The 23,193-nt window shown below is 64.4% G+C and carries 26 protein-coding genes; 19 read left to right on the top strand and 7 right to left on the bottom strand.

Going from position 1 to position 23,193, the window contains the following annotated elements:
• The first annotated feature begins 249 nt into the window (after positions 1 to 249).
• Positions 250 to 465: a hypothetical protein gene (locus ABDK11_RS11595; protein WP_346836672.1), complete on the top strand. Its 216-nt coding sequence runs from the start codon at positions 250 to 252 to the stop codon at positions 463 to 465.
• Positions 466 to 473: 8 nt separating this feature from the next.
• Here ABDK11_RS11595 and ABDK11_RS11590 read toward each other — a convergent pair whose 3' ends face one another.
• Entirely contained in the window at positions 474 to 860 is a 387-nt protein-coding gene (locus ABDK11_RS11590; RefSeq protein ID WP_346836671.1) for a YchJ family metal-binding protein, read from the bottom strand.
• Positions 861 to 984: 124 nt separating this feature from the next.
• Between ABDK11_RS11590 and pxpB the strand changes: the two genes are divergently transcribed.
• The 6 genes from pxpB (at position 985) to glcF (ending at position 7,283) form a co-directional block, all read left to right on the top strand.
• On the top strand, positions 985 to 1,683 hold the full coding sequence (pxpB, locus tag ABDK11_RS11585; RefSeq protein WP_346836670.1) for a 5-oxoprolinase subunit PxpB: 699 nt from the start codon (positions 985 to 987) through the stop codon (positions 1,681 to 1,683).
• On the top strand, positions 1,676 to 2,605 hold the full coding sequence (locus tag ABDK11_RS11580) for a biotin-dependent carboxyltransferase family protein (protein WP_346836669.1): 930 nt from the start codon (positions 1,676 to 1,678) through the stop codon (positions 2,603 to 2,605). Before pxpB ends, ABDK11_RS11580 begins: the two co-directional genes overlap by 8 nt.
• A 33-nt stretch (positions 2,606 to 2,638) precedes the next feature.
• Positions 2,639 to 3,367, top strand: a complete 729-nt coding sequence (locus tag ABDK11_RS11575; RefSeq protein ID WP_346836668.1) for a 5-oxoprolinase subunit PxpA — start codon at positions 2,639 to 2,641, stop codon at positions 3,365 to 3,367.
• A 133-nt stretch (positions 3,368 to 3,500) separates the two neighbouring features.
• Complete coding sequence (locus ABDK11_RS11570; RefSeq protein WP_346836667.1) at positions 3,501 to 4,928, top strand: FAD-linked oxidase C-terminal domain-containing protein; 1,428 nt, start codon at positions 3,501 to 3,503, stop codon at positions 4,926 to 4,928.
• Positions 4,928 to 6,028 carry a glycolate oxidase subunit GlcE gene (glcE, locus tag ABDK11_RS11565; protein WP_346836666.1) on the top strand — a complete coding sequence of 367 codons (1,101 nt, stop codon included), beginning with the start codon at positions 4,928 to 4,930 and terminating at the stop codon, positions 6,026 to 6,028. Before ABDK11_RS11570 ends, glcE begins: the two co-directional genes overlap by 1 nt.
• A 7-nt stretch (positions 6,029 to 6,035) precedes the next feature.
• The gene (glcF, locus tag ABDK11_RS11560) at positions 6,036 to 7,283 is read left to right on the top strand and encodes a glycolate oxidase subunit GlcF (protein WP_346836665.1); all 1,248 of its coding nucleotides are present in this window, start codon (positions 6,036 to 6,038) and stop codon (positions 7,281 to 7,283) included.
• Between the two features lie 5 nt (positions 7,284 to 7,288).
• On the opposite strand, the gene murQ is transcribed toward glcF, so the two are convergent.
• Entirely contained in the window at positions 7,289 to 8,227 is a 939-nt protein-coding gene (gene murQ, locus ABDK11_RS11555) for an N-acetylmuramic acid 6-phosphate etherase (protein ID WP_346836664.1), read from the bottom strand.
• Positions 8,228 to 8,530: 303 nt separating this feature from the next.
• Here murQ and ABDK11_RS11550 point away from each other — a divergent pair, with 303 nt between their 5' ends.
• On the top strand, positions 8,531 to 9,082 hold the full coding sequence (locus tag ABDK11_RS11550; RefSeq protein ID WP_346836663.1) for a DUF1524 domain-containing protein: 552 nt from the start codon (positions 8,531 to 8,533) through the stop codon (positions 9,080 to 9,082).
• A 78-nt stretch (positions 9,083 to 9,160) separates the two neighbouring features.
• Positions 9,161 to 9,457, top strand: coding sequence for a hypothetical protein (locus tag ABDK11_RS11545; protein WP_346836662.1), 297 nt, complete (start codon positions 9,161 to 9,163; stop codon positions 9,455 to 9,457).
• Positions 9,458 to 9,630: 173 nt separating this feature from the next.
• On the opposite strand, the gene ABDK11_RS11540 is transcribed toward ABDK11_RS11545, so the two are convergent.
• Positions 9,631 to 11,235 carry a PAS domain S-box protein gene (locus tag ABDK11_RS11540; protein ID WP_346836661.1) on the bottom strand — a complete coding sequence of 535 codons (1,605 nt, stop codon included), beginning with the start codon at positions 11,233 to 11,235 and terminating at the stop codon, positions 9,631 to 9,633.
• Positions 11,236 to 11,445: 210 nt separating this feature from the next.
• Here ABDK11_RS11540 and ABDK11_RS11535 point away from each other — a divergent pair, with 210 nt between their 5' ends.
• The 4 genes from ABDK11_RS11535 (at position 11,446) to ABDK11_RS11520 (ending at position 15,063) form a co-directional block, all read left to right on the top strand.
• Complete coding sequence (locus ABDK11_RS11535; RefSeq protein WP_346836660.1) at positions 11,446 to 11,757, top strand: helix-turn-helix transcriptional regulator; 312 nt, start codon at positions 11,446 to 11,448, stop codon at positions 11,755 to 11,757.
• Between the two features lie 153 nt (positions 11,758 to 11,910).
• Positions 11,911 to 13,311, top strand: a complete 1,401-nt coding sequence (locus ABDK11_RS11530; RefSeq protein WP_346836659.1) for an amidohydrolase — start codon at positions 11,911 to 11,913, stop codon at positions 13,309 to 13,311.
• The gene (locus ABDK11_RS11525; RefSeq protein ID WP_346836658.1) at positions 13,308 to 14,615 is read left to right on the top strand and encodes an amidohydrolase family protein; all 1,308 of its coding nucleotides are present in this window, start codon (positions 13,308 to 13,310) and stop codon (positions 14,613 to 14,615) included. The genes ABDK11_RS11530 and ABDK11_RS11525 overlap by 4 nt, the downstream gene beginning before the upstream one ends.
• 52 nt (positions 14,616 to 14,667) lie before the next feature.
• Positions 14,668 to 15,063: an MAPEG family protein gene (locus tag ABDK11_RS11520; protein ID WP_346836657.1), complete on the top strand. Its 396-nt coding sequence runs from the start codon at positions 14,668 to 14,670 to the stop codon at positions 15,061 to 15,063.
• A 131-nt stretch (positions 15,064 to 15,194) separates the two neighbouring features.
• On the opposite strand, the gene ABDK11_RS11515 is transcribed toward ABDK11_RS11520, so the two are convergent.
• From ABDK11_RS11515 to ABDK11_RS11505, 3 genes are all read right to left on the bottom strand, one after another.
• The gene (locus ABDK11_RS11515) at positions 15,195 to 15,500 is read right to left on the bottom strand and encodes a YebG family protein (protein ID WP_346836656.1); all 306 of its coding nucleotides are present in this window, start codon (positions 15,498 to 15,500) and stop codon (positions 15,195 to 15,197) included.
• A 343-nt stretch (positions 15,501 to 15,843) separates the two neighbouring features.
• Positions 15,844 to 16,461, bottom strand: a complete 618-nt coding sequence (locus ABDK11_RS11510; protein WP_346836655.1) for a LysE family translocator — start codon at positions 16,459 to 16,461, stop codon at positions 15,844 to 15,846.
• The gene (locus ABDK11_RS11505) at positions 16,461 to 17,063 is read right to left on the bottom strand and encodes a DUF924 family protein (RefSeq protein ID WP_346836654.1); all 603 of its coding nucleotides are present in this window, start codon (positions 17,061 to 17,063) and stop codon (positions 16,461 to 16,463) included. The genes ABDK11_RS11510 and ABDK11_RS11505 overlap by 1 nt, the downstream gene beginning before the upstream one ends.
• 118 nt (positions 17,064 to 17,181) lie before the next feature.
• Between ABDK11_RS11505 and ABDK11_RS11500 the strand changes: the two genes are divergently transcribed.
• The 4 genes from ABDK11_RS11500 to ABDK11_RS11485 are packed head-to-tail and all read left to right on the top strand — an operon-like array spanning position 17,182 to position 19,286.
• Entirely contained in the window at positions 17,182 to 17,472 is a 291-nt protein-coding gene (locus tag ABDK11_RS11500) for a hypothetical protein (protein ID WP_346836653.1), read from the top strand.
• Positions 17,473 to 17,513: 41 nt separating this feature from the next.
• Entirely contained in the window at positions 17,514 to 18,359 is an 846-nt protein-coding gene (locus ABDK11_RS11495; RefSeq protein WP_346836652.1) for a DUF6249 domain-containing protein, read from the top strand.
• A gap of 11 nt (positions 18,360 to 18,370) precedes the next feature.
• Positions 18,371 to 18,925: a sigma-70 family RNA polymerase sigma factor gene (locus ABDK11_RS11490; protein ID WP_346836651.1), complete on the top strand. Its 555-nt coding sequence runs from the start codon at positions 18,371 to 18,373 to the stop codon at positions 18,923 to 18,925.
• Between the two features lie 25 nt (positions 18,926 to 18,950).
• Positions 18,951 to 19,286, top strand: coding sequence for a hypothetical protein (locus tag ABDK11_RS11485; RefSeq protein WP_346836650.1), 336 nt, complete (start codon positions 18,951 to 18,953; stop codon positions 19,284 to 19,286).
• A gap of 126 nt (positions 19,287 to 19,412) precedes the next feature.
• Here ABDK11_RS11485 and ABDK11_RS11480 read toward each other — a convergent pair whose 3' ends face one another.
• Positions 19,413 to 19,886 (bottom strand): LEA type 2 family protein, encoded by a 474-nt coding sequence (locus ABDK11_RS11480; protein WP_346836649.1) that lies wholly within the window; start codon positions 19,884 to 19,886, stop codon positions 19,413 to 19,415.
• Positions 19,887 to 20,340: 454 nt separating this feature from the next.
• Here ABDK11_RS11480 and ABDK11_RS11475 point away from each other — a divergent pair, with 454 nt between their 5' ends.
• Positions 20,341 to 20,679, top strand: a complete 339-nt coding sequence (locus ABDK11_RS11475) for a hypothetical protein (protein ID WP_346836648.1) — start codon at positions 20,341 to 20,343, stop codon at positions 20,677 to 20,679.
• Positions 20,680 to 20,847: 168 nt separating this feature from the next.
• On the top strand, positions 20,848 to 23,193 hold the full coding sequence (hypF, locus tag ABDK11_RS11470) for a carbamoyltransferase HypF (RefSeq protein ID WP_346836647.1): 2,346 nt from the start codon (positions 20,848 to 20,850) through the stop codon (positions 23,191 to 23,193).

The raw sequence follows: 23,193 nt of genomic DNA, 5'->3' as shown, positions 1-23,193 counted from the left end.
TCACAGGGCAATTGAACCACAGCCCGTTAGCGGGAAGCCGGAAATGGCGACCCGGAAGCCGGACAACCCGAAACCGTGGCGGGATGCCCTTGAGGTGAGAGTTGCCACGCGCTTTGTATGCCGTCAGGCCCTAAAGCGCAGAAACTGCCTGCAATCGTTTTCGCATCCAGCGCGGACAGGGAAGTCCAGCCGGCTCCTGGCAGCAATGCCAGAGGCCGGGAACCCGATTAATCCAGAGGAGAAGTGTCGATGAAAAACAAAAAATCCATCAAGCTCGCAGTGCCGGCACCGAAGCCGCGCAACCGCGTGGCCCAGAACCCGCTATTGCGTAAAGGGGGAGCCCACCAGCGGGCCAGGTCTGGTGAACGTTTTGCCAGCAAACAGCAGGCCAGGAAGGCGGCGCGGGAGTGGAAGGGCTCCCGCGATGCCCGATTGGCACCTTGCCCAGCGCATCCCGCCGCCTGAGTCCGCCTCTAGTCCCAGTCCGCCAACGCTTCGACGTACACCCAGCGCTTTTTGTACAGCCTGAACAGCGAAATCTCGTGCAGCGCCCGCTCACTGCCGCCTTCCTGAAACCACGCCTTGAATTCCACCACGGATTTTTTCAGCCCCTTTTTGCTCTTGATCACCTCGAGCCGCAACCACTGTGTGGTCATGTCGTCAGCGTTCAGCTCGGGACAGGTATCCGGGTGCCATGACTTGCGTAGATACGGCAGGTTACCGGTCACATAGGCACTGTAGCGACTGCGCATCAGCGTTTCGGCGTCCCGCGGGTAGGCCTTGCCGGACAGATACAACTGGCAACACTGGTCGAAGGATTTGTTCGAGCCGCACGGGCAGGGGGCAGAGGCTTCTATCATGGTACGTGGATCATTCGAAACAATGCAGTGGGGTACATATTGTGGCAGGCTTGCTTCTGGTACGGCAACAGTCGGAGTCGGCGCGCGATTGCCGAGCTCCTAACCGGTTTGGGAAGACAACTGGATGCTGAAGTTTTGCGATTCCAGCGATGAATCAATCACCATTTATGTCGCGGACACCCGTGGTGAAGCCGCACTGGCGCGCGTGACGCAGCTGGTTGAGACCCTGCGCGGGCAATTGGGCGACGGTCTGACCGACCTGGTGCCATCCTATTGCAGTGTCACCGTCTATTACGATGTGCGGCGCTGGCAGCGCGATGCACTGGCACAGCGCCTGCGCACCATTGCCGAGTCGGTTGGCGATGGCGGCGACAGCGCGGCACCGGCCGGGCGCAGCGTCGAGTTGCCAGTCTATTATGGCATCGAGGCGGCCCCCGACCTGCAGCGGCTGGCAGCATTCGCCGGCATGGATGAGGAATCCGTGATCGCGCTGCACAGCGGCACGGAATACCGGGTTTATGCGCTGGGATTTCGCCCCGGTTTTGCTTTTATGGGCATGGTGCCGGAGCCACTGCGCGCGCCGCGCCTGGAGAATCCGCGCCCGCGGGTGCCGGCCGGTTCGGTCGCGGTGGCGGATGCGCAGACGGCGGTATACCCCGACAGCTGCCCCGGCGGCTGGAACCTCCTGGGGCGCTGCCCGCTGGCGCTGTTCGAGCGCGACTGCAATCCGCCCCGGGTGTTATTGCAGGTGGGGGATCGGGTGCGCTTCGCGCCGGTCACACGCCAGCGCTACCTGGAGCTGGGAGGCCTGCTTGATGACTGATTTCGCCACGGTCGAGCGCGCCGGCCCTCAGACGTTGATCCAGGACAGCGGTCGCCGCGGCCAGCAACACCTTGGTGTAAGTGTCAGTGGCAGCGCCGACAGTCACGCCGCCGGCTGGGCCAATTACCTGCTGGATAATTCCGCTTCCGCGGCGCTGCTGGAGATCTGCCTGGGTCCCTTTGCGTTGCGTTTCGCCGCTGCTACCTGGGTGGCGCTGGCGGGTGCCGATTGCGGCTGGCGCCTGAACGGCCAACCGCTGCAAAACTGGGCCACCAGCCTGATACCGGCCGGCGGGTTGCTCGAAGGCGGTATTGCCCGTAGCGGTCTGCGCAGCTATGTGGCGTTGGCGGGCGGCATCCTGACGCCGTCGGTGTGGGGCAGCCGCGCCACCAACGTGGGGGAGCGCCTCGGCGGTCTCGACGGGCGCGCACTGGCCGACGGTGATCAGCTGCCCTATACCGCCGCGGCGCGCGCGCGGGCCACCTGCATGCCGGCTGAGTTCGCGCGCACTTATTCGCGCCGGGTGCGCCTGCGCGTGGTGCCGTCGAACCAGTTCGAGCAGTTTCCCGCCGCACAGCGGCAACGCTTCTTTGCGCACACTTACCAGGTTTCTCCGCAATCCGACCGCATGGGCGTGCGCCTGCAGGGGGCGGCGCTGGAGCCGGTGCCGGGCAACCTGATTTCCGAGGCGGTGGCACCGGGGGCGATTCAGATGCCGGGCAACGGCCAGCCGATTGTGCTGATGCCCGACTGCCAGACGATCGGTGGCTATCCCAAGCTGGGGCATGTCTACCGTGTCGATCTCGATCATCTCGCGCAGGCCCGCCCGGGCGACGAGGTACAATTTGAATTGGGCGACCTGCGCGAGGCGCAGGCCGAACTGGCGCGTTTGCGGCGCTTTTTTGCCGCCGACGCGTCGTGACCATCCTCTGGTGATTGAAGGAATGACGACGCAATGAAACTGAATTGCGATCTCGGTGAGGGGTTTGGCAACTGGCAGCTGGTGGATGAGCGCACCGTGATGCCGCACATCGATATGGCCAATGTTGCCTGCGGCTTCCACGCCGGCGACCCGGTCGGTATTCGGCGCACGGTGCGCCTGGCGCGCGAGTGTGGGGTAAACATAGGCGCGCATCCCGCCTATCCCGACCTGGTCGGCTTCGGCCGCCGCTCGATGGATTGCTCGGCCGACGAAATCACCGCAATGGTGCTCTACCAGCTGGGCGCACTGCGCGCGCTGTGCACCGCCGAGCAGGCGCAGGTGGAATACCTGAAGCCGCACGGCGCTCTCTACAATGACATGATGCGCAACGATGCGGTATTGCGCGCGATACTCGCGGCGCTGGCCAGTGCCGGCGAGCCATTGCCGCTCCTGCTGATGGCGACGCCGGACAGCGAACGCTACCGCGCGCTGGCGGCTGAGTACGGTGTGCCGCTGCTGTTCGAGGCGTTCGCCGACCGTCGCTACCGCGCCGACGGTCGCCTGCAGCCCCGCGCGGAAGATGGCGCGGTATTGCACGATACCGGCGACATCGTGCGCCAGGTGGAGGGGCTCTGCCGTGGCGAGGTGGTGACCGCTGACGGCACCACACTGCAGTTGGCCGCGGATACCATCTGCGTGCACGGCGACAACCCGGCCGGAGTGGCTACCATCGTGGAAATACGTCGCGCCCTCGACAGTTGACCGCCTGCCGCAGCCAGGTTCGATTCCTCCCTGTCTTCGCCGGCTAGCCGCCGGCGATTCTGTTGCTATCTTCAGTACAGGGCCGCAGCTGGCGCCATGCCGGTCGCGGTGAAGATCCGAACACGGTAACCCTATGTCCGCGCAGCAACTGATTCCCGCCCTGCAAACCCTGCTGCCGCCGGAGCGGCTGCTGACGCGCCGTGAACAGCTGGCCCCGTACGAGTGCGACGGGCTGCCGGTCTACTGCGAGCGGCCGCTGGCGGTAGTGCTGGCGCAGTCGGAAGCCGATGTCGTGGCGGTGGCGAAACTCTGTCACCGGCTCAAAATCCCGCTGGTTTCCCGCGGCGCCGGCACCGGCCTGTCCGCCGGTGCCAAGCCCGCGGCGGCGGGTGTGCTGCTGGTGACGGCGCCGATGAATCGTATCCTCGCACTGAATCCCGAGGCGATGCGCGCGCGGGTGGAGCCGGGTGCCGTGAACCTGCAGATCTCCGCCGCGGCCGCGGCACATAACCTCTATTACGCACCGGATCCGTCGTCGCAGATTGCCTGCTCGATTGGCGGCAATGTGGCGGAAAACGCCGGCGGCGTGCACTGCCTCAAATACGGCGTCACGGTGCACAACGTGGTGGCGCTGCGGCTGGTCACCATCGAGGGGGACATCCTCGAGATCGGCGGCGACTGCCTGGCCCAGCCCGGTTACGACCTGCTCGCGCTGGTACACGGCTCCGAGGGCTGCCTCGGCATCGTCACCCAGGTGACGGTCAAGCTGTTGCCGCTACCGGCGCAGACGCGCACGCTGATGGCGGACTTCGCCACTGTGCGCGCGGCGGCGGACGCGGTGTCGGCGATCGTGCGCGCCGGGGTGGTGCCGGCGGCGCTGGAAATGATGGACGGCCTGGTGATCGAAGCCGCCGAGGCGTTCTGTCACGCCGGTTATGCGCTCGATGCCGCCGCCATCCTGCTGATCGACCTGGACGGGGACCCGCGCGAAGTGGCGGTGGAGCTGGATCTGGTGCGTGCCCTGCTGGAGCACTCCGGCGCCACCCGCACCCAGCTGGCGCAGAGTGAAGCGCAACGCGAGCGCTGGTGGAAAGGGCGCAAGAGCGCCTTTCCGGCCATCGGCCGCCTGTCTCCCGATTATTACTGCATCGATGGCACCGTGCCGCGCCACCGTATCGGCGAGGTGCTGGAGGCGATCGCCGGCTTTGCCGAACACCGCGGCCTGGGGGTGGCCAATGTGTTTCACGCCGGCGACGGCAACCTGCACCCGATCATCATGTTTGATGCCAGCGAGGCCGGCGCACTGCAGCGGGTGGAGTTGCTCGCGGCGGATATCCTCGAATTCTGCATCGCCGTCGGCGGTACCATCACCGGCGAGCACGGTGTCGGCGTGGAAAAAATCAACGAGATGGCGGTGCAGTTCAGTGATGCGGAAATCGCACAGTTCCTTGCCCTCAAGCAGGCGCTCGACCCGCCCGCACTGCTGAATCCGGGCAAACTGATCCCGACCCTGGCGCACTGTCGCGAGTATCGTGCGCTGCGCCGGCAGGGGGACCGCTAATGGCTGCGGCCACAGACAGTGGCGGTGATCGCAGCGCGGCCCTGTGCGAACAGGTGCGCGCCGCCATCGACAGCCAACAGCCACTGGCAATCACCGGCGGTGCAAGTCGCGCCGGTTTCGGCCTGCAGTGCGAGCCGGCGCGGTTGCGATTGCACGAACACAGCGGCGTGATCGATTACCAGCCCGATGAACTGGTGCTGCGGGTGCGCAGCGGTACCCGCCTGCAGCCACTGCGCGAACTGCTCGCCGCCGAGGGCCAGCAGTTCGCCGCGGATATTCCCGCCCCGGCCCCACACAGCACTGTCGGCGGTGCGGTCGCCTGCGGCTGGGATGGCCCGGCACGCGCCTTCGGAGTCGCGCTGCGCGACACGGTACTGGGTTGCGGCCTCATCAATGGCCGCGGGGAGCCGCTTACTTTCGGTGGTCAGGTGATGAAAAATGTCGCCGGCTACGACTGCGCGCGCCTGCAAGTCGGCGCTCTCGGCACACTCGGTGTACTGCTCGAAACCAGCCTGCGCCTGGCGCCGTTGGCGGAGGTGCACGAGAGCCGCTGTTTCGAAGTCGCGCCGCCGATGCTGCCGCAGTGGTGGCAGCGCACCCGCACACTGCGCCCGCTGGTGTCGGCCACCTGCTACCGCCATGGCCAGTTGCACCTGCGCCTGAGTGGCCGCGCCGCGGCGGTGCGCGATGCGCTGCAGCCTCTCGGCGGTGAGCGCAGTGCGCTGGAGTGGGGCGCGCTGCGGGATCTGCGCGACGAATTTTTTCACGGTGCCGCACTGGCCTGTGTGCACCTGCCGCGCGCCGCACAATTCGAGCCGCCGCAGAACGGGCACTGCGCGCGGCCTGCATGGAACGACGTGCTGGTGGAGTGGGAGGGGGCGCGGGTGTGGGTGCGCGACGGCGACCACCGCGCGCTGGCGCGAGTGGCAGCGGCACACGGTGGCTTTGTACAGGTGCTGCGCGGCGCGCCGCTGCCGCCGGCGGTGACCGCGGTGGACTGGCACCGGCGCATCCGCAGCGCCTTCGACCCGCAAGGACTGTTCAACCGCGACATTTTTGCCCTGCGCTTTGACCGTGACGCAGCGTCGGCAGGCAGGTGATGAGTTTATGCAGGTAAAGATCGTCGAAAACCTGGTATCCGCCGGTGAGGCGGCGCGCGCCGAACAGGTACTGAACAGCTGTGTTCACTGCGGCTTCTGCACGGCCACCTGCCCGACCTACCTGCTGGCCGGCAACGAGCTCGACAGCCCGCGCGGGCGCATTTACCTGATCAAGGAAATGCTCGAGACCGGCACCGCCGGTGCACTGACGCGCACCCACCTCGACCGCTGCCTGACCTGCCGCAGTTGCGAGACCACCTGTCCCTCGGGGGTGGACTATCACAAGCTGGTGGCGGTGGGGCGCGAGACAGTGGAACAGCTGGCGCCGCGCTCCCGGGCACAGCGGGTGCAGCGCGCGGCGCTGCGCAAACTGATGCTGTCGCCGCGGCTGTTGCGCGTGCTGCTCGGTGCCGGGCGCGCGCTGGCGCCGCTGCTGCCGGCGGCATTGCGGCGCACCTACTTCCCGGCGCCGCGCCCGCTATTGCCCGCTGCGCGTAGCGGCGAGGCGGCGGGGCGGGTGCTGTTGCTGCGCGGCTGCGTGCAGCCGCTGCTGCGTCCGCACACCGACGCGGCGCTGCTGCGTATCCTAGATCACTTCAAGGTACCGGTAAGCGAGTCCACCGCGGTCGGCTGCTGCGGCGCGGCGAGTTTCCATACCGGCGGTGAGGAGGAGGCGCGCGCGATCGCACGGCGCCAGCTGGACCACTGGTGGCAACAGGCCCAGCGCGCGCCACTGCGCGCCATCGTCATGACGGCATCCGGTTGTGGCGCGCAGCTGCGCGACTACCCGCTACTGCTCGCCGATGATCCCGAATACCGCGAGCGCGCCGAGGTGCTGGCGGGGCTGATCCGCGATCCGGTGGAACTGCTGGAGGAGCTGCACGCGGAGCAGCCCCTGCAGCTTACCGGTGGGGCGGCGCAACGCCAGCTGGTATTTCATTGCCCGTGCACCCTGCAGCATGGCATGCAGTTGAGTGGGCGGGTAGAGCGGCTGTTGCGGTCGTTGGGGGTGGCGCTGCCGGCAGTGACGGACAGCCACCTGTGTTGCGGCTCCGCCGGAACCTATTCAATCCTGCAGCCCGAGCGCGCGAAAACGCTGCGTGAGAAAAAACTGCAGCACTTGCAGGCGTCAAAGCCGCACACCATCCTCACCGCCAATATCGGTTGCCAGCTGCACCTGCAGGGCGGAACCGACACGCCGGTGCGCCACTGGCTGGAACTGGTGGCGGAGGCACTACCGCCAACCGCGGGATAGCCGGGTCAGTCGGCGCGCGAAGCCCCGGCCGCACTATTTTGCAGGGCGCGGCGCAGAAACCCGTCGGCGGTTGCCAGGGCGTTCTCTGCCGCGGCGCAGTCGAGGCCGCTGAGGAGCATCATGATCGCGAGCTTGGCATTGTGGTCGCACTCGCTGAGGACGCGGTCGGCCTCGTCGTAGGAAACGCCGGTGGCTTCCATCACGATACGGCGGGTGCGCCCCACCAGCTTGGCATTGGTGGCCTTGACGTCGACCATCAGGTTGTAGAACACCTTGCCGAGTCGGATCATGCTGGCAGTGGTCAGCATATTGAGCACCAGCTTCTGGGCGCTGCCGGCTTTCATGCGGGTGGAGCCGGTGAGAATTTCCGGGCCCACTTCCGGCAGTATCGCGATATCCGCCTCCGCAGCGATGGCGGCGGACTTGTTGCAGGACAGCGCCACGGTTGTGCAGCCCGACTCGCGCGCGTAGCGCAGGCCGCCGATCACGTAGGGTGTGCGCCCGCTGGCGGCGATACCGACGACCACATCTGCTGCAGACAGGTGAATCTTTTCCAGATCTGTGCGGCCCAGCTCGGGGTCGTCTTCGGCGCCCTCCTGCGCGCGGTACACCGCATCCTCGCCGCCGGCGATCAGCGCAATCACCGTATCCTCATCCACGCCGTAGGTCGGCGGACATTCCACCGCGTCCAGGATGCCGAGGCGGCCGCTGGTACCCGCACCGATATAGATCAGCCGGCCGCCGCGCTTGAACGCTTCGACAATCGCGTCCACGGCAGCGGCCACCTGCGGCAGCACCCGGTGCACTGCCGGCGGTACTTCGGCGTCGGCGCGATTGATTTTCTCCAGGATTTCTTCAGTGGGCAGCAGGTCGATATCGAGCGTATCCGGGTTGCGTGCCTCGCTGGTGAGCGCGCCCAGTTCCTTGATCAGGTCGTCGTTCATAAGTGTGCCGTTGTTTTCCAGTGTTGGAGAACTGCTGTCGATGGGTCGGCCGATCGGTCGCCGTCGTAAAAGCCGCCGACCGGCGCGGCCCGGCTGCTGTCAGTTTAGGATCAAGCAGCAGAAGTTCCCGCTCGGGTGGACTGGCAGCACTACTGACTTATCGGTCCATGGCGCGCTGATACGCCGGTGGCGATTGAGTCCACAGTATTCGAACGTCGTCACAAATCGCAGGACTTACTTCACAATAAGTACTTTTGCGCCAACTTGTCGTGTACGATCGTGCCAAAAATTGAGGCGGATCCTATGCGAATTTGGACTCTTTCACGCGGGGCGGGGGCGCTGTTGTTGCTGCTGCACGGTGTCGGTGCCTGGGGCGGCGATTACAGTCGCTCGGAGTGGCTGGCGCGCTGGTCCGATCGCGACGGTGATTGCCGCGACACCCGTCACGAACTGCTGATCCGCTTCTCACTGGCACCGGTGACCTTTACCCGCGCCGACCACTGCCGGGTAGCGACCGGCCTGTGGCTGGATCCCTATACCGGTCACTTTTACCGCAAGGCATCGGATCTGGATGTGGAGCATATCGTGCCGCTGAAATGGGCCCACGACCACGGTGGCGCCTACTGGTCTGCAGAGCGTAAACATCAGTTTGCCGAGGACCCGGACAATCTCTGGCTGGTGGATGACGGGCGCAACCAGAGCAAAGGGGACAGGGGGCCGGACGAGTGGATGCCGCCGTACAAGCCGGTCGCGCGTATCTACGTGGAGCGCTTTATGGCGATCGCGCGAAAGTACGGGCTGCAGCCGACCCTGGCGGAAGCAAGCCGTTTCCGTGCACTGGCAGCGGATTCCTGATCCGCGCCGAAAGAGGAAAATGACGCCGCGCGCTGCTACGCTTAATTCGAGTCAATCGATCATCGCGCGGATACCACCATGTGGCACTGGTTGCTGGCGACGAGTCTGTCGGTCGCTGTTTCCTATTCCGGTGAAACCATCACCATTGGTCCCCAGCAGGGCGGCTCCAGCCCATCGCTGGCATTCTGCCAACAGCGCTTTTTCGAAGAGAAGGATGGGCTGCTGTACTGCAATTGGGCAGTGGACTTCACCGTGGCCTGTTTCGTGTCCTACCCGAAGAACAAGGTGATCCAGGCTGGTGCCGGATTGGGGGATCCGGAAGTCGTGGGGGAATGCGATAACGGCGAGCCGGTGATCAAGCTGCTGCACTACTAAGGTAAATCGCCGGGTCAATAAACCGGCGGGTAAGCAGGCGGGTAGGGGGTACCGGGCTGTAAAATTGATGATAAATTATCGACTTTATTGCCGCGCGTGAAATCCGGCGCACGGGTGCGGCATGTGTGTTATGGCTGGCTCGTATTGAATGCGCGCACGCCGCAGGGGGTGGTTCAGGTGGGGGGGCTTTCCGTCTCTGCCAGCGGGTTCAGGTGTCCTTCCGCCACCAGCTGGGTGATCTTTTCCTGCAGCTGCTCATAGGTAAACGGTTTCTGGATACAGTCGAGAATGCCGTCGGCAAGAATGCCCTGGACCTTGCTGTCGACGCTGTAGCCGGTTGACAGCACTGCCTTGATTTCCGGGTTGATGCGTTTCAGGAACGCGAACAGCTGCTGGCCATCCATGCGCGGCATGATCATATCGAGCAGCACCAGGTCGACATTTTCAAAATTATTTCGGTAGTAGTTGATCGCTTCCTCGGCCCCGCCAAATGTCACCACCTCATGGCCGCGCAGCTCGAACAGGGTTTTCGAGTAGTTGCGCACCATCGCCTCGTCGTCCACCACCATGATACGAATTCTGCGCTCGTGTCGCGTTGCCTGGCGTTGTTGGCGCACGTGTTTGACGCAGTCCTTCAGGATCGGCAGGTAGAGCTCAAAACTGCTGCCTTCACCCTCATTGCTGTGACAGACGATCGCGCCCTTGTGCAGGTGGGTGGTGCCGTACACGGCTGCCAGTCCCAGCCCTGCGCCGCGGCCACTTTCCTTGGTGGTAAAAAACGGTTCGAATATGCGGCGCCGCACCTCGGCGGACATACCGGTGCCGCTGTCTCTGATATTAATCAGCAGGTACTGCCCGGCCTGTATCTCGAAATCGGCAATGGCGGTCGGCTTGTCGACAGTCAGGTTACTGGTGGCAAATTGCAGTGAGCCACCCTTGGGCATGGCGTCCTTGGCGTTGATGCCGAGATTGAGCAGAGCGCTTTTCAGTTGGGCGGAATCGCCCATCACATGCGGGCGGCTGGCATCGAGCTGTTGCTCGATATGGATGCGCCGGTCGATGGTGCGCTCGAGCATCGCGCAGACATCGCGAATAATCCCGTGCGTGTTGCATTCGCTCAACTGGTAGTTGCCCTTGCGCGCGAAAGTGAGCAGCTGCCGGGTGAGCTCGGCGGCATGCTGCGCGGTGGTGAGAATATGGGTGATGTACTCGGCGACGCGCGGGTCATTGGTGGTCTGCTGGATGACCTCGGCATAGCCGCTAATACCGTGGATCATATTGTTGAAGTCGTGGGCGATACCACCGGCCAATTCGCCGATCGCCTGCATTTTTTGCGCCTGGCGCAGCTCCTCTTCAAGCAGCCGCTGCTTGGTGATGTCGGTGCCGATACTGAGCACGCCGATTGTCTCGCCATTGCTATCGGTCAGCACCTTGTTGGTCCAGGCCACCCAGACCCGCTCGCCGCGCTTGGTGATATTTTCGTTGACGTTGTAGCGGTGCTCTTCAGGAAAGCGGCAGATATGGTCCATCAGCGGGCGCAGGTCGCGGCCGGTGCTCTCGCCGGCGGGGACAATGGTGCCGATCACGTGCTGGCCGATAATTTCCGCTTCGGAGTAACCGAAAAAATGCTGGGCGTATTCATTGAAGAAGGTAATGATTCCTGCGCGGTCCCAGCGCAGGATAATGGAGTTGGCGTGCTCGACCAGTTCCCGATAGCGGGCTTCACTTTCCTGAAGCGCCGCGTAAATGCGGGTTGAATCCTGGGGGGAGGGTGCCATTGTCGCGGACCGGGCGGTGGCGCTCACCACTGATTTTTTGCGGTCTTGCTTGCCGTTTGCCATCCATCCATCCTGGATAATTTTTACCCGCTTGATTCCATCATGACTGCGCGGAAAAGTCCACCGATCGGGTCGCCTATTGATTGCCGGTCGCTTACTGAAAGCACAACTTTAGTCGGTTATAATTTTTCCTTTTTCCGGCGGTGCAGTATGTCTGAGACCAGAAGCGCAGATCAGCACGCGCGTTTGCGCCGGCTCGGCGAGTCCTTTCGCCGGCTGCGCCTCGCGCGCAATATTTCCCAGGAGGCGCTCGCCGATAATGGCGGCGTCGGGCTCAGTACGCTGAAGCGTCTGGAGCGCGGGCAGGGCTGCACGCTGTTGGCGCTGCTGCAGTTACTGGCGGCGCTCGACTGTGCGCACCAGTTTGAGACGCTGGTGGCTGGCCTGGTTGCCGATCTGGAAGATGGCAGCGGGAGGGATCGCCGTCGCGCTTCGGCGCCGAGGCAGCCGGACGCGGACTGAATTCAGCGGTCCGTTACAAATCAAAAAAATTTCCCCAATTGAACCCTTTGGCCATGGCGGCGACCGCTCATGCTGGTAGCATGTGGCCATCGCCCAGCGGCGCAGTAATTCGCGCCGGCCGGGCTTCCGACAAAATAACAATGGAAACAATCTATGTTTTTACACGCTCGCTGTTTTGCGGCTGCGCTGTGCACTGCAGTGCTCCTGGCCGGGTGTGGGGGAGACGAACGGGGAGACAAGGGCAAGGCCCTGGATTTCGCCGACCAGGACGCCTTCCCCTCCACGTATACCATTCCCGAGTCCAAGCCGGTGCTGATCCGAGGCGCCACCCTGCTCACCGGTACCGATGAGCAACTCGATAACACAGACCTGCTGTTGGCCGATGGCAAGATCGCCCGGATCGGTAAGGGCCTGAAAGCGCCGAAGGATGCGCTAGTGATCGATGGCCACGACAAGTGGGTGACTCCCGGCATTATCGACGTGCACTCGCATTTGGGGGATTACCCGGCGCCGGCGATCGAGTCCTCCCAGGATGGTAACGAAATGACCTCGCCCAATACCGCTGAAGTGTGGGCGGAGCATTCTGTATGGACACAGGACCCGCAGTTTGCACTCGCGCTTGCCGGTGGTGTCACTACCCTGCAGATTCTGCCCGGCTCGGCCAACCTGTTCGGCGGCCGCAGTGTGACGTTAAAAAATGTCCCGGGCCGCAGCGTACAGGATATGAAATTCCCCGGTGCGCCCTACGGCCTGAAGATGGCCTGTGGCGAAAACCCCAAGCGGGTCTACGGCAGCAAGGGTATGGCACCCTCCACACGCATGGGCAATGTGGCCGGTTACCGCAAAGCCTGGATCGCTGCAGCGGCCTACAAGAAGAAGTGGGAAGACTACGCCAAGAACGGCGGTGAGAAGCCCGAGCGCGATCTGCAGCTGGAGACGCTCGCCGGTGTGCTCGATGGCCTGATTCTGGTGCACAACCACTGCTACCGCGGTGAGGAAATGGCGGTAATGATGGATATCGCCAATGAGTTCGGCTTCCATATCGCCGCCTTTCACCACGCCGTGGAGGCCTACAAGGTGGCCGACCTGCTGGCCAAGAACCACGTCTGTGCGGCCATGTGGGCCGACTGGTGGGGCTTCAAGCACGAAGCTTTCGATATGACCCCGGCGAATATCGCCATTGTCGATCACGCCAAGGCCTGCGCAATGATCCACTCCGACGACGCCGTGGGTATCCAGCACCTGAATCAGGAAACCGCCAAGGCGATGACCGCCGGGCAGCGCGCGGGGTTTGATATCCAGCCGAAGGATGCGGTCAAGTGGATGACATTGAACCCGGCCAAGGCACTGGGTATCGACGACCAGACCGGCAGCCTGGAGAAGGGCAAGATGGCCGATGTCGTGCTCTGGTCGGGCAATCCGTTCAGCGTCTACAGCAAGGCCGAGAAAGTCTATATCGATGGCGAGCTGATGTACGACCGCGACAATAAAAAACGCCAGCCACACAGTGATTTCGACCTGGGTATTCTCGATGCAAAAGGAGAGCGGCCGTGAACACGCGCATAAACACAATAATTTTGAATTGCGCCCTGGTGCTGGGCCTGGCGTCCGCCGCGGCGCAGGCTGACACGCTGCTGATCAAGGGCGGCAAGGTATATACGCTTGCCAATGCGGGTACTCTGAAGAGTGCCGATGTCCTGGTGCGTGACGGCCACGTGGAGGCCGTGGGCGCGGGGCTTGATGCGCAGGCGGACAAAGTCATCGATGCCAGTGGCAAGATCGTCACCCCGGGTGTGATTGCCGCCGACACGCTACTCGGCCTCACCGAGATCGGCGCGGCCATGTCCACCAATGACGATGCTGCCGTGGAGGGAGACAACACCAAGAACGTGCAGATCGGTACCTCTTACGATCCGCTGCCGGCCTACAATCCGCACTCGACCCTGATCCCGTTCAACCGCGCCGGCGGCGTGACCCGCGCAATGGTGATTCCCGACAGCCAGCAGAAAATCTTTGCCGGGCGCGGCTTTGCCATCGAGCTCAACGGCGATTTTGACAGTGTGGTGGGCAAGAATCTGGTGCAGCGGATCTACCTCGGTGAGAGCGGTGCGCAGCTCGCCGGCGGCAGCCGCGCGGTGGCCTATGCGCAGCTGCGCCAGGCCCTGAACGAGGCGCGAGAGTATGCTGCCAACCGCGATGCGATCCGCCGCGGCGACTGGCGCGATCTGCAATTGCCGCTGTCGGACCTGGAGGCTTTGCAGCCGCTGGTGAACGGGCGCGAAGTCATGCTGGTCAAGGCCAACCGCGCCAGCGATATCTTGCAAACCATCAAGCTGGCGCAGGAGTTCAAGTTGCGTCTGGTCATCGACGGTGCCGCCGAGGGCTGGATGGTCGCCAAGCAGCTGGCGGCGGCCAAGGTGCCGGTAGTGATCGACGCGATGGACAATCTTCCCATCGCCTTCGAGAGCCTCGGCGCGCGGCTGGACAACGCCGCGCTGTTGAACCGGGCCGGGGTGCAAGTGCTGATCAGTGGTCCGCCCGGCTCGCTCGCCACCTATAACGCCTATCTGGCGCGCCAGGGGGCCGGCAACGCGGTCGCCAATGGCATGCCCTACGAGGCGGCGCTGAAAGCGATCAGCCGCAATGTGGCGCAGGTGTTTGGCATCGACGGCGGCACCATCGAACCCGGCGCGGTGGCGGACATCGTCGTGTGGAGCGGCGATCCGCTCGAAGTGACCAGCTATGCGGAGCAGGTGCTGATCGATGGCGTGCCCCAATCGCTGGTGAGCCGTTCCACGCGTCTGCGCGATCGCTACCTGACGCCGCAGCCGGGACACGAAGCGGCCTACAAATTCTGATGGATCACACTGCTGGCGGGGCCGTGCCCCGCTATTTATTAATGGAGGAAACATGGCCCAGATCACAGGACTTTACAGCGGTCTCTGCGCACTGCTGATTATCGCGCTGGCGTTTCGCGTGGTGCGTTTTCGTCGCAGTGAAAAGGTCGGGCTCGGCAGCGGTGGCAAGCATCGCGCCGAGGTGCTGATTCGCAGCCACGCCAACGCGGTGGAATATATACCGATTGCATTGCTGTTGTTACTGGTGGCGGAATTGAACGGGTTGGCCCACAGCTGGCTGCACCTGCTCGGCAGCCTGCTGGTACTGGCGCGACTGCTACACGCCTTCGGCCTGACCGCGGGGCGGGGCGGTTACCACCCGGGGCGTTTTTTGGGTATCGCTTTGAGCTGGCTGGTGATTTTAGCGCTGGCGGCAGTGGATATCGGCTTTGCCGTGCACGGCCAATAGTGGCGCCGGACAGATGAGGCGGGCGGCTCCTGCCCAAGTTTGCAGGAGCGGCCGCTGGCCGCGAGCGCCTTCCGGGCGCAAAAAAGCCCGGCACGGGGCCGGGCGGTAAAGTACAGGGATGGAAAAAGGAATTACTGGTTGGCTACCAGCGGAGTGACGCGGTCGTCGTCCGCTTCAGCGGTGTCCGCGTCCGCGCTGTCTTCTTCCAGCAGCAGCTCCGGCTTGCCCTTGCAGGCCTTGGCCAGATCTTCGCGGCGCTTGGCCAGCAGCAGGCCGATGTCCTCACCGGCCTGTTCGGAGATACCCTCAATATGACGCTCGATCAACGAGGTAATATTGGCGGCCAGCTCCAGCATCTTATCGTGTTCTTCCGCATCTTTTTTATTGTCGAACATGGCTCCGTCTCTATCGCATTTCCACACAGCTACAACGGCCATTTTGTGCCTCCGCTTCTTTTAGTGATTCCTGAAAAATGACTCTGTATGGATGTACAGTATCTGTATGCCCGTGCAGTGTCAACCGGTAACGTACCGGTATGGAGGTGCTGCGACGAGTGGAGCGGCGCTTGCGTTGACGGCAGCGCACGGCCGAACCCAGGCTGCCATAATGGTCACGAGCACGGCGCCCCGCCTCCCCCCCCCCCAGTGCGAGGTGACCGGCTCCAACCCCGCAGTATGTCGTTCAGGCCCGCCATTGGCGGGCCTTCTTTTATGGCGGGTGGAAAATGGGGCCGGTCGGGAAGCCCGACCGGATCAGCCAGACCGGATCAACCAGACCGGGTCAAATTGTCAGCAGCAGTCGCGCTGCCAGGCCCAGCAGCAATACCCCGAACACCTGTTGCAGGCGGTGCCCGGCGCTATCGCTGATCCAGCGGCGGTTGCGCCCGGCGTAGACCGCCAGCGCCACGATGCAATACCAGCTGGCGTCGATGGCAGCCGCCATGCCCGCCATGCCCAGCTTGGTGGACAGCGCTTGCTGCGCGGCCACGAACTGGCTGAACAGGGCGGTGAAGAATACCGCCACCTTGGGGTTGAAGAAGGCCACGCCGAAGCCCTGCAGGGCGGCGCGTCCGACACTCTGTTGCGGCGCCTCAGGCCGCGCCGCGTCCGGTTCCGGGGCCGGCGCGCGCAGCGCCTTCCAGCCCAGGCGGATCAGCAGCGCCGCGCCGCCCCACTGCAGTGCGGTGAACACCATCGGTGAGTGGGTGATCAGCACCGCCAGGCCGAACGCGGTGAGACCGGCATAAATGGCAATAGCAGCGCCGTGCGCCAGGGCGCAGGCGGCACCGTGGCGCGGGCTTGCGGCGGCATTGCGCAGTACGATCAGCAGGCTGGGACCCGGCGACATGGCGCCAAGCGCACAGATTCCGGCCAGCGATAGCCAGGCAAGTAACTCCATCAGAAACCTCCCCCTTGCTCCAGCCACTTCTGTTCATCAGGTGTCGAGGCGCGCCCGAGGGCCGCATTGCGGTGCGGGTAGCGGCCGAATTCCTCGATGACGCGCTGGTGGGCGACGGCGTACTGGTAGAAACTCTCCGCTTCCGCGGCGCCCTCGTGGCCGTCCAGGAAGCTGCGCCGCAGGCGGTCGAAGTATGCCACCGAACGGGCCTGTATCCCGGGGCGTTCGTCATGCTCCAGCGGCATGCCGAGAAATGCCCGCTGGTTGAGCCCCAGCTGGTGGTCGTCGCCGCGTTCCAGCACCGCCAGGGCGGTTTCCAGGGCCAGCGCATCGCCGGCGAAGGCGCGCGGCGTACCGCGGTAGAGATTGCGCGTGAACTGGTCGCACAGCAGCACCAGGGCCAGCTCTCCGGCGAGACTGCGGCGCCAGTCCGTCAGTTCGCCGGCGAGGGCGGCGGCTACCGTGTCGCCAAAGGCCTTCTCGATCTGCTGGTCGAACTGCGGCCCCCCCCTGAACCAGCGCTGGCGGAAGACGGGGTCAACCGGTGCGTCGAGATGCTCGCTGCCGAACCAGAATTTCAGGATGTCGGCGGGTTGTGTCATAGCGTTCCCATAAAAATTTTAACTAGCGGTGCATCCAGGTGCGCCGCCAGCGCCGTCATAGGGGTGTACACGGAACAATTGCCTGGAGGCGATTATGTTAACCCCTAATACAGGAAGTGTGAAAAAGGTACAATTTTGCGCCGTGGTGGTGTTGGCCCTGTGCGCCCACGGTGTGGGGGCGACGGAGTTGACCATTCCCATGGGAGAAGTCCAGCGGCAGCTGGCGGAAAAGGCCGAGCAGGCCGTTGCCCGCAAGCTGCAACAGTGCCAGGACCAGGAAAAGGTGCAGGAGCAGGAGCAGCACAAGGGGCAGGAGGCCCCGCAGTTTCCGGTGCGTATCGCCGAGGAACAGGAGCCCGCCCAGGGTATCCCGCTGGTCTTCGGCGGTGCGCACTGGGCGGCACCCTGAGGCGGCCGGGATCGAAATCACTAGTAGAGAGCGAAAACACAATGAGAGCGAGAAATCACCACAATACGATGGCGCGGCACGGCGCCCGCTGGCTGCTGGCACTGCTGGCGGTACTGGCGGTCGGCAGCGCCTGGGCGCAGGATGACGCCGCCGAGGAGAAGGCCGCCAGGCAATCGGCCATCCCGGCGCCGCCGGCTCCTCCGGAAGCCAAGGAGGTCGACAAGCAGGTGCGCATCACCCGCGGCGAGGACGGCAGCCTGCGCATCCGCACCAGCGATGAGCGTGGCAAGCGCACCGATGTCCAGGTAGACCTCGGCGAGAAATTCGGTGGGGCCCTGACCCGGCGCATCTACGAGCAGCTGGAGGAGAAGGGCATTCTCGACGAAAAAGGCCTGGTGGTGGAGAAGGCGGTCGACGACGCGCTCGAGGACGTGCCGCGCAATGTCGATATCGGCTTCCAGGGAGATATGGACTTTGATCATCACCACGGCCAGAGTTTCCATATGGGTGGCGACAGCCTGGATCTGAGCTGGCTGGTACCGGTGATGGGCATCCTGGCGGTATTCGGTACGCCGATCCTGATCGTGTGGCTGGTGACCCGCAACAGCTACCGCAAGAAGCAGCTGATGATGGACAATATCAACCGCATGGTGGCCGAAGGCCGCGATATCCCGCCGGAACTGCTGGATGCGATGGAAGGGGAATCCCCGCGCAACGTACGCGACCGCGGCTTTACCCTCATCGCGGTGGGCCTGGCACTGTTTATCTGGCTGAGCCTGTCTTCCGGTGTGGAGGTTGGCAGCCTGGGACTGATACCGCTGTTTATCGGGATCGCCCGCTTCGTTAACTGGAAACTCGACGCACAGCACAACAATCTGGCGGGCTAGGACAGCGGTATATGGACCTCAATGACGAGGATTTGATTCGGCGCGTCGTCGACGACGGGGACCAGCGGGCTTATGCCCAGCTGGTCCGGCGCTATCAGTCACAGCTGCGTTTCTCGCTCCGTCAGCTGTGCGATGGCGACCAGGCCATGGCCGACGATATGGCGCAGGAGGCTTTCATCAAGGCCTACAAAGCGCTGCCGGCGTTCCGCGGTGATGCCCGGTTCAGCACCTGGCTGTACCGTATCGCCTACAATCTCGTCATGAGTCACAAGCGCAAGAATGCGCCGGAAGTGGATCAGGATGCAGTGGATCGCGCCCAGGCAGAGGAGAGTGTCGAGGAGGCCCAGCAGCTGGGCATGGCTCGCGACCTCGACTCGGCCATGGGTGAACTCAGCGAAGCCCAGCGCCAGGCGGTGCACCTGTGCATGCAGCGTGGTTTCTCGCACGAGGAGGCGGCGACGATTATGAAGTTGCCGCTGGGTACGCTAAAATCCCACGTTAATCGCGCGCGCGCCAAATTGCAGACTCTGCTTCAGGCCTGGCGCGAGGAGGTAGTCAGTGGATAAGCGCAATATTGAAGGGATTGAACCCTTGAACGATTCTGCTCTGAAAGGCAAAGACCCCGACTTCGACGCCTGGCTCGGCCAGCAGCTGCAGTTCAGTGAACCCTATCTGGATAATGACGGCTTCTGCGAGCAGGTGATGGCCCAGCTGCCGGCGCCGTCGCGGCGTTCGGAGCGCCGCGCCACGCGCGTGCAGTACGCCGCGGTGGTGGTCGCCTCGGCCATCGTTGCCTGCCTCTTTCCCTTCGACAAAGTCCTGACCGAAGCGGCGCAGCAGACCATCAGTCTGTATAGCCTGATCGGCATGGGCATGCTCGGATCACTGGTGGTGATGACCGGGGGTATCGTCGCCGCGCGGCGCTAGGGTACTCCGCTCCGGCGGAAACCGGCTGATCGTAAAAGGGGCAAACCGAAAGGTTTGCCCCTTTTTTGTTGGCGTGTGCCAGCCCGGTGCCGGCACGTGGCCGAAAACCCCTGTTCCAGTAGCCCGCTAGCGGTGCTGGCGCAGGTTCACCTTGCCGGTGCGCCGCACCTTGATCGACGGCAGCAGGGAGTGGCGCAGGCCGAGCTTGGCTTCCAGTTCGTAGGACACGGTATCGCTGCGGCTGCCGATCAGGTCCACGGCGGCAAACAGCGATCCCATCACATTAGCTGTCGCATCCACCACGATATCGCCCTGGCCGTAGGCGGCGATGGTCGGCAGGTCATTGGCGGTGCCGGTGACGACCTTGTGGCCAGACAGGCTCAGGGTGTAATAGAGGCCCGACAGCGCCAGCGCGGAATCGTTGGGGTTGAACACCCGCAGGCGTATGCGAAAGCGCAGGTCGTTGCCGGTGGCCGCGGGCATCGGCTCTATGGCCGTGACCTGTACCTCCGGCTCCTGAAAGTTCGGCGACAGGGTCGCACAGCCGCCGATTAGCAGCGCCAGTAGCGCGGTGAACAGGAAGCGAATCGAAGTTGTCACAAAGGGTCCTCGCGGTTCTTATCAAGTCTTTGTCGTTGCCGGCAAAATATCACTGCGGTAATGATCGATACCAATAAAAAGTGCCGTTTCTGGCAATAAAGCCATTTCCCATCCTTCTGACCGCATCCGCGCCGACATCGTTCGCTGGCTCGAAGTGGCCATTGCCCGCCCGGGCCGGCAGGGCGCGCCAGAACGCCACCGCCGCAACTGGCGGGCGCGCGATTGGTTTCGTTGGCTTCGCCGGAGCCGGGCCGCTGCCGTTTCTCAACTATATTCGGGTGACCGATTCCGGTGCGCGTTGGCGGCCAGTGCCTGCGGCACCGGTCAGCGGATTCCTTGCGGTTAGTGGTCACGGCCGAAGCCGGTGACATTGCCCGGGGCGGGGAAATCGACTGCAAACCGGATTCGCAACCGGTTCGCAGCATCTGGATCAACTTTATCGAGGCGTGGCGTGATGCGCGAGGAATTAGAGTTGCCGCTGGAAGAGGAAACCGCCGCTCTGCAGTCGCAGCTGACGTTGTTGGAGGAAACCGGCGGGCCCGCGCGGGCGGCGGCGCAGCACCGCATGCAGGCGGTTCTGGGGCTGCACCGGGAAGGGCTGGCAGAGATGCTGGCGATCGTGCGCGACGCCGGCGACGAGCCGGCGGGCAGCCTGTTGCCGCGCTTTGCCGCCAATCCGCGGGTGCGCAGTCTGTTACTGCTGCACGGCCTGGATCCACAGGATACCGCTCCCCGCCGGGGGCCGAGCGCTGAATGGACGGTTCAGGGTATCCCCGGCAGCAGCGGCCGATGACCGATGACCGATGACCGGTGCCCGGGGCGCCGGATTTCGACCAGCTTGGATAATTTTTTGCGATGTAGAGATAAACCACCGATAGAAACTACTGCCTCGATTTTTATCGGCAAACGGCCGGAGCAATCATTGAACAGCCACACGGAGCCGCGGTCACTGCAGACCCCAATGGCAGACGCCATTGCGGAGCAGATCCGTGTGCGCGGCCTGGTGCAGGGCGTCGGCTTTCGACCGCTGGTGTGGCGGCTGGCGCAGGCATACGCACTGCGCGGCTGTGTCGGCAACGATGCCGAAGGCGTCTGGATTCACGCCTGCGGCAGCGCCGCGCAGCTGGACCGTTTCGTACGCGCGCTGTACCGCGAACCGCCGCCGCTGGCGCGCATCGACGCGATAGAACGCGCACCGCTGGCGCAGTTGGATTTCTCCGTGCGGGAATTCCGCATCGTCGACAGCCGTGCCGGTGCCGTGCGCACCCAGGTTGCCGCCGACGCGGCCACCTGCGCCGATTGCCTGCGCGACGTGTTTGCCGCCGGTGGGCGCCGCCGGCACTACGCGTTTACCAACTGCACCCACTGCGGGCCCCGGCTCAGTATTGTCCGCGCGGTGCCCTACGACCGCGCCAACACCAGCATGGCGGCCTTCGCCCAGTGTGACACCTGCCTGGCCGAGTACCGCGACCCCGCCGACCGGCGCTTTCACGCGCAGCCCAATTGCTGTCCGCACTGCGGCCCGCAGCTGTGGCTCGAATTGCCGCAGGCGGATGCCGTACGCGCGGCGCCGCTGCGCGCGGTGCAACAGCGCCTGCGCGCCGGCGCCATCGCACTGATCAAGGGAATCGGCGGTTTTCACCTGGCCTGCGACGCCACCAATGCTGCAGCCGTAGCGGCGCTGCGCGCGCGCAAACGGCGGCCGGCCAAACCCTTCGCACTGCTGGCGCGGGATCTGCAGATGGTGCGGCGCTACTGCAGGGCCGATGCCGCCGAGAGTGCACTGCTCACCCAGCGCGCGGCACCGATTGTGCTGATGGCGCGCGGCGGTGCCGCGCTCGCTGCCGGCATTGCGCCGGGCCAGAACGGTTACGGCTTTATGTTGCCCGCCACCCCGCTGCACCACCTGCTGATGGCGGAACTGGATGTTCCGCTGGTGCTGACCAGCGGTAACCGCAGCGGTGAACCCCAGTGTATCGATAACGTATCGGCGCGGGCCCTGCTGGGGCCGGTTGCCGACGCGGCGCTGATGCACGACCGCGATATCGTCAACCGCCTCGACGATTCGGTGGTGCGCGTCGTCGCCGGCCGCGCGCAGCTGTTGCGCCGCGCGCGCGGCTACGCACCCGAATCGCTGCCACTGGCCCCCGGCTTTGCGGCCGCGCCGCCGCTGCTGGCGCTCGGCGGGGAACTGAAGAGCACCTTTTGCCTGCTGAAAGACGGTGGCGCGATTGTCTCCCAGCATATTGGCGATCTGCACAATATGGCCGCCAGCGGCGCCTTCGAACAGTCCTTGACGCTCTACCGCCGGCTGTTCGACCACGCGCCGCAGCTGCTCGTAGTGGATCGCCATCCGCTATACCGCGCCAGCACGATCGGCGCGGCGCTGGCGGCGTGCGAGGGCCTGCCGCTGGAGACAGTGCAGCATCACCACGCCCATATTGCCGCCTGCCTCGCCGACAACGGCCTGCCGCCGGACACGGCGCCGGTACTGGGTATTGCGCTGGACGGACTGGGGTATGGCGCCGATGGCACCCTCTGGGGTGGCGAATTCCTGCTGGCGGACTATATCGACAGTGAGCGGCTGGCGAGCCTCGCCCCGGTACCGATGCCCGGCGGCGAACAGGCGGTTCGCCAACCCTGGCGCATGGCATTCGCATGGCTCTACCGACTGTTCGGCGGCGATGTTGCCACTCTGTGTGCGGAGAGCGGGGAGTTCGGCGCCTATCTCGGCGGGCGGCCGCTGGGGTTGCTGGCGCGGATGATCGACAACGACTTCAATTGCCCGCAAACCAGTTCCTGCGGGCGCCTGTTCGACAGCGTGGCCGCGGTGCTCGGCCTGTGCCGGGAGAGCAGTTTCGAGGGGCAGGCGGCGATGGCGCTGGAGTCCTGCGCTAGCGGCGCCGCGCCGGCGGCTGTCGGCGGCGGCTATCCATTCGCGCTGGAAACCGGCACAGCGCTGCCGCGACTGCAGCCGGACGCCATGTGGCGCGCGCTGCTGGACGATCTGCAGCGCGGTGCGGCCGTGGAGGTGATCGCCGCGCGCTTCCATCAGGGGCTGGCCGGGGGAATCGGGCGCATGGTGGATCACCTCGGCGATGTGTGCGGAGCGCGCTGGTGCGGCCGCGTGGCGTTGTCCGGCGGGGTGTTCCAGAACGCACTGCTCAGCGAACTGGTGCTGCATCAACTGCGGCGGCGTGGACTGGAAGTGCTGCAGCACCGGCGGGTCCCCGCCAATGATGGCGGCCTGAGCCTCGGCCAGGCCGCGGTGGCGGCCGCGCGCGCGATTAAAAATCGCAGCGGGTAG

The sequence above is a fragment of the Microbulbifer sp. SAOS-129_SWC genome, from assembly GCF_039696035.1.
Lineage (GTDB): Bacteria > Pseudomonadota > Gammaproteobacteria > Pseudomonadales > Cellvibrionaceae > Microbulbifer.
The sequence above is the reverse complement of the archived record's forward strand: the minus strand, read 5'-3'. Positions and strand labels throughout refer to the sequence as shown.

Excerpts from the sequence above, each read along its gene's own strand:
- ABDK11_RS11595 (WP_346836672.1), top strand. The coding sequence starts at position 250 with ATGAAAAACAAAAAATCCATCAAGCTCGCAGTGCCGGCACCGAAGCCG.
- ABDK11_RS11590 (WP_346836671.1), bottom strand. The coding sequence starts at position 860 with ATGATAGAAGCCTCTGCCCCCTGCCCGTGCGGCTCGAACAAATCCTTC.
- pxpB (WP_346836670.1), top strand. The coding sequence starts at position 985 with ATGCTGAAGTTTTGCGATTCCAGCGATGAATCAATCACCATTTATGTC.
- ABDK11_RS11580 (WP_346836669.1), top strand. The coding sequence starts at position 1,676 with ATGACTGATTTCGCCACGGTCGAGCGCGCCGGCCCTCAGACGTTGATC.
- ABDK11_RS11575 (WP_346836668.1), top strand. The coding sequence starts at position 2,639 with ATGAAACTGAATTGCGATCTCGGTGAGGGGTTTGGCAACTGGCAGCTG.
- ABDK11_RS11570 (WP_346836667.1), top strand. The coding sequence starts at position 3,501 with ATGTCCGCGCAGCAACTGATTCCCGCCCTGCAAACCCTGCTGCCGCCG.
- glcE (WP_346836666.1), top strand. The coding sequence starts at position 4,928 with ATGGCTGCGGCCACAGACAGTGGCGGTGATCGCAGCGCGGCCCTGTGC.
- glcF (WP_346836665.1), top strand. The coding sequence starts at position 6,036 with ATGCAGGTAAAGATCGTCGAAAACCTGGTATCCGCCGGTGAGGCGGCG.
- murQ (WP_346836664.1), bottom strand. The coding sequence starts at position 8,227 with ATGAACGACGACCTGATCAAGGAACTGGGCGCGCTCACCAGCGAGGCA.
- ABDK11_RS11550 (WP_346836663.1), top strand. The coding sequence starts at position 8,531 with ATGCGAATTTGGACTCTTTCACGCGGGGCGGGGGCGCTGTTGTTGCTG.
- ABDK11_RS11545 (WP_346836662.1), top strand. The coding sequence starts at position 9,161 with ATGTGGCACTGGTTGCTGGCGACGAGTCTGTCGGTCGCTGTTTCCTAT.
- ABDK11_RS11540 (WP_346836661.1), bottom strand. The coding sequence starts at position 11,235 with ATGGCACCCTCCCCCCAGGATTCAACCCGCATTTACGCGGCGCTTCAG.
- ABDK11_RS11535 (WP_346836660.1), top strand. The coding sequence starts at position 11,446 with ATGTCTGAGACCAGAAGCGCAGATCAGCACGCGCGTTTGCGCCGGCTC.
- ABDK11_RS11530 (WP_346836659.1), top strand. The coding sequence starts at position 11,911 with ATGTTTTTACACGCTCGCTGTTTTGCGGCTGCGCTGTGCACTGCAGTG.
- ABDK11_RS11520 (WP_346836657.1), top strand. The coding sequence starts at position 14,668 with ATGGCCCAGATCACAGGACTTTACAGCGGTCTCTGCGCACTGCTGATT.
- ABDK11_RS11515 (WP_346836656.1), bottom strand. The coding sequence starts at position 15,500 with ATGGCCGTTGTAGCTGTGTGGAAATGCGATAGAGACGGAGCCATGTTC.
- ABDK11_RS11510 (WP_346836655.1), bottom strand. The coding sequence starts at position 16,461 with ATGGAGTTACTTGCCTGGCTATCGCTGGCCGGAATCTGTGCGCTTGGC.
- ABDK11_RS11505 (WP_346836654.1), bottom strand. The coding sequence starts at position 17,063 with ATGACACAACCCGCCGACATCCTGAAATTCTGGTTCGGCAGCGAGCAT.
- ABDK11_RS11495 (WP_346836652.1), top strand. The coding sequence starts at position 17,514 with ATGAGAGCGAGAAATCACCACAATACGATGGCGCGGCACGGCGCCCGC.
- ABDK11_RS11490 (WP_346836651.1), top strand. The coding sequence starts at position 18,371 with ATGGACCTCAATGACGAGGATTTGATTCGGCGCGTCGTCGACGACGGG.
- ABDK11_RS11475 (WP_346836648.1), top strand. The coding sequence starts at position 20,341 with ATGCGCGAGGAATTAGAGTTGCCGCTGGAAGAGGAAACCGCCGCTCTG.
- hypF (WP_346836647.1), top strand. The coding sequence starts at position 20,848 with ATGGCAGACGCCATTGCGGAGCAGATCCGTGTGCGCGGCCTGGTGCAG.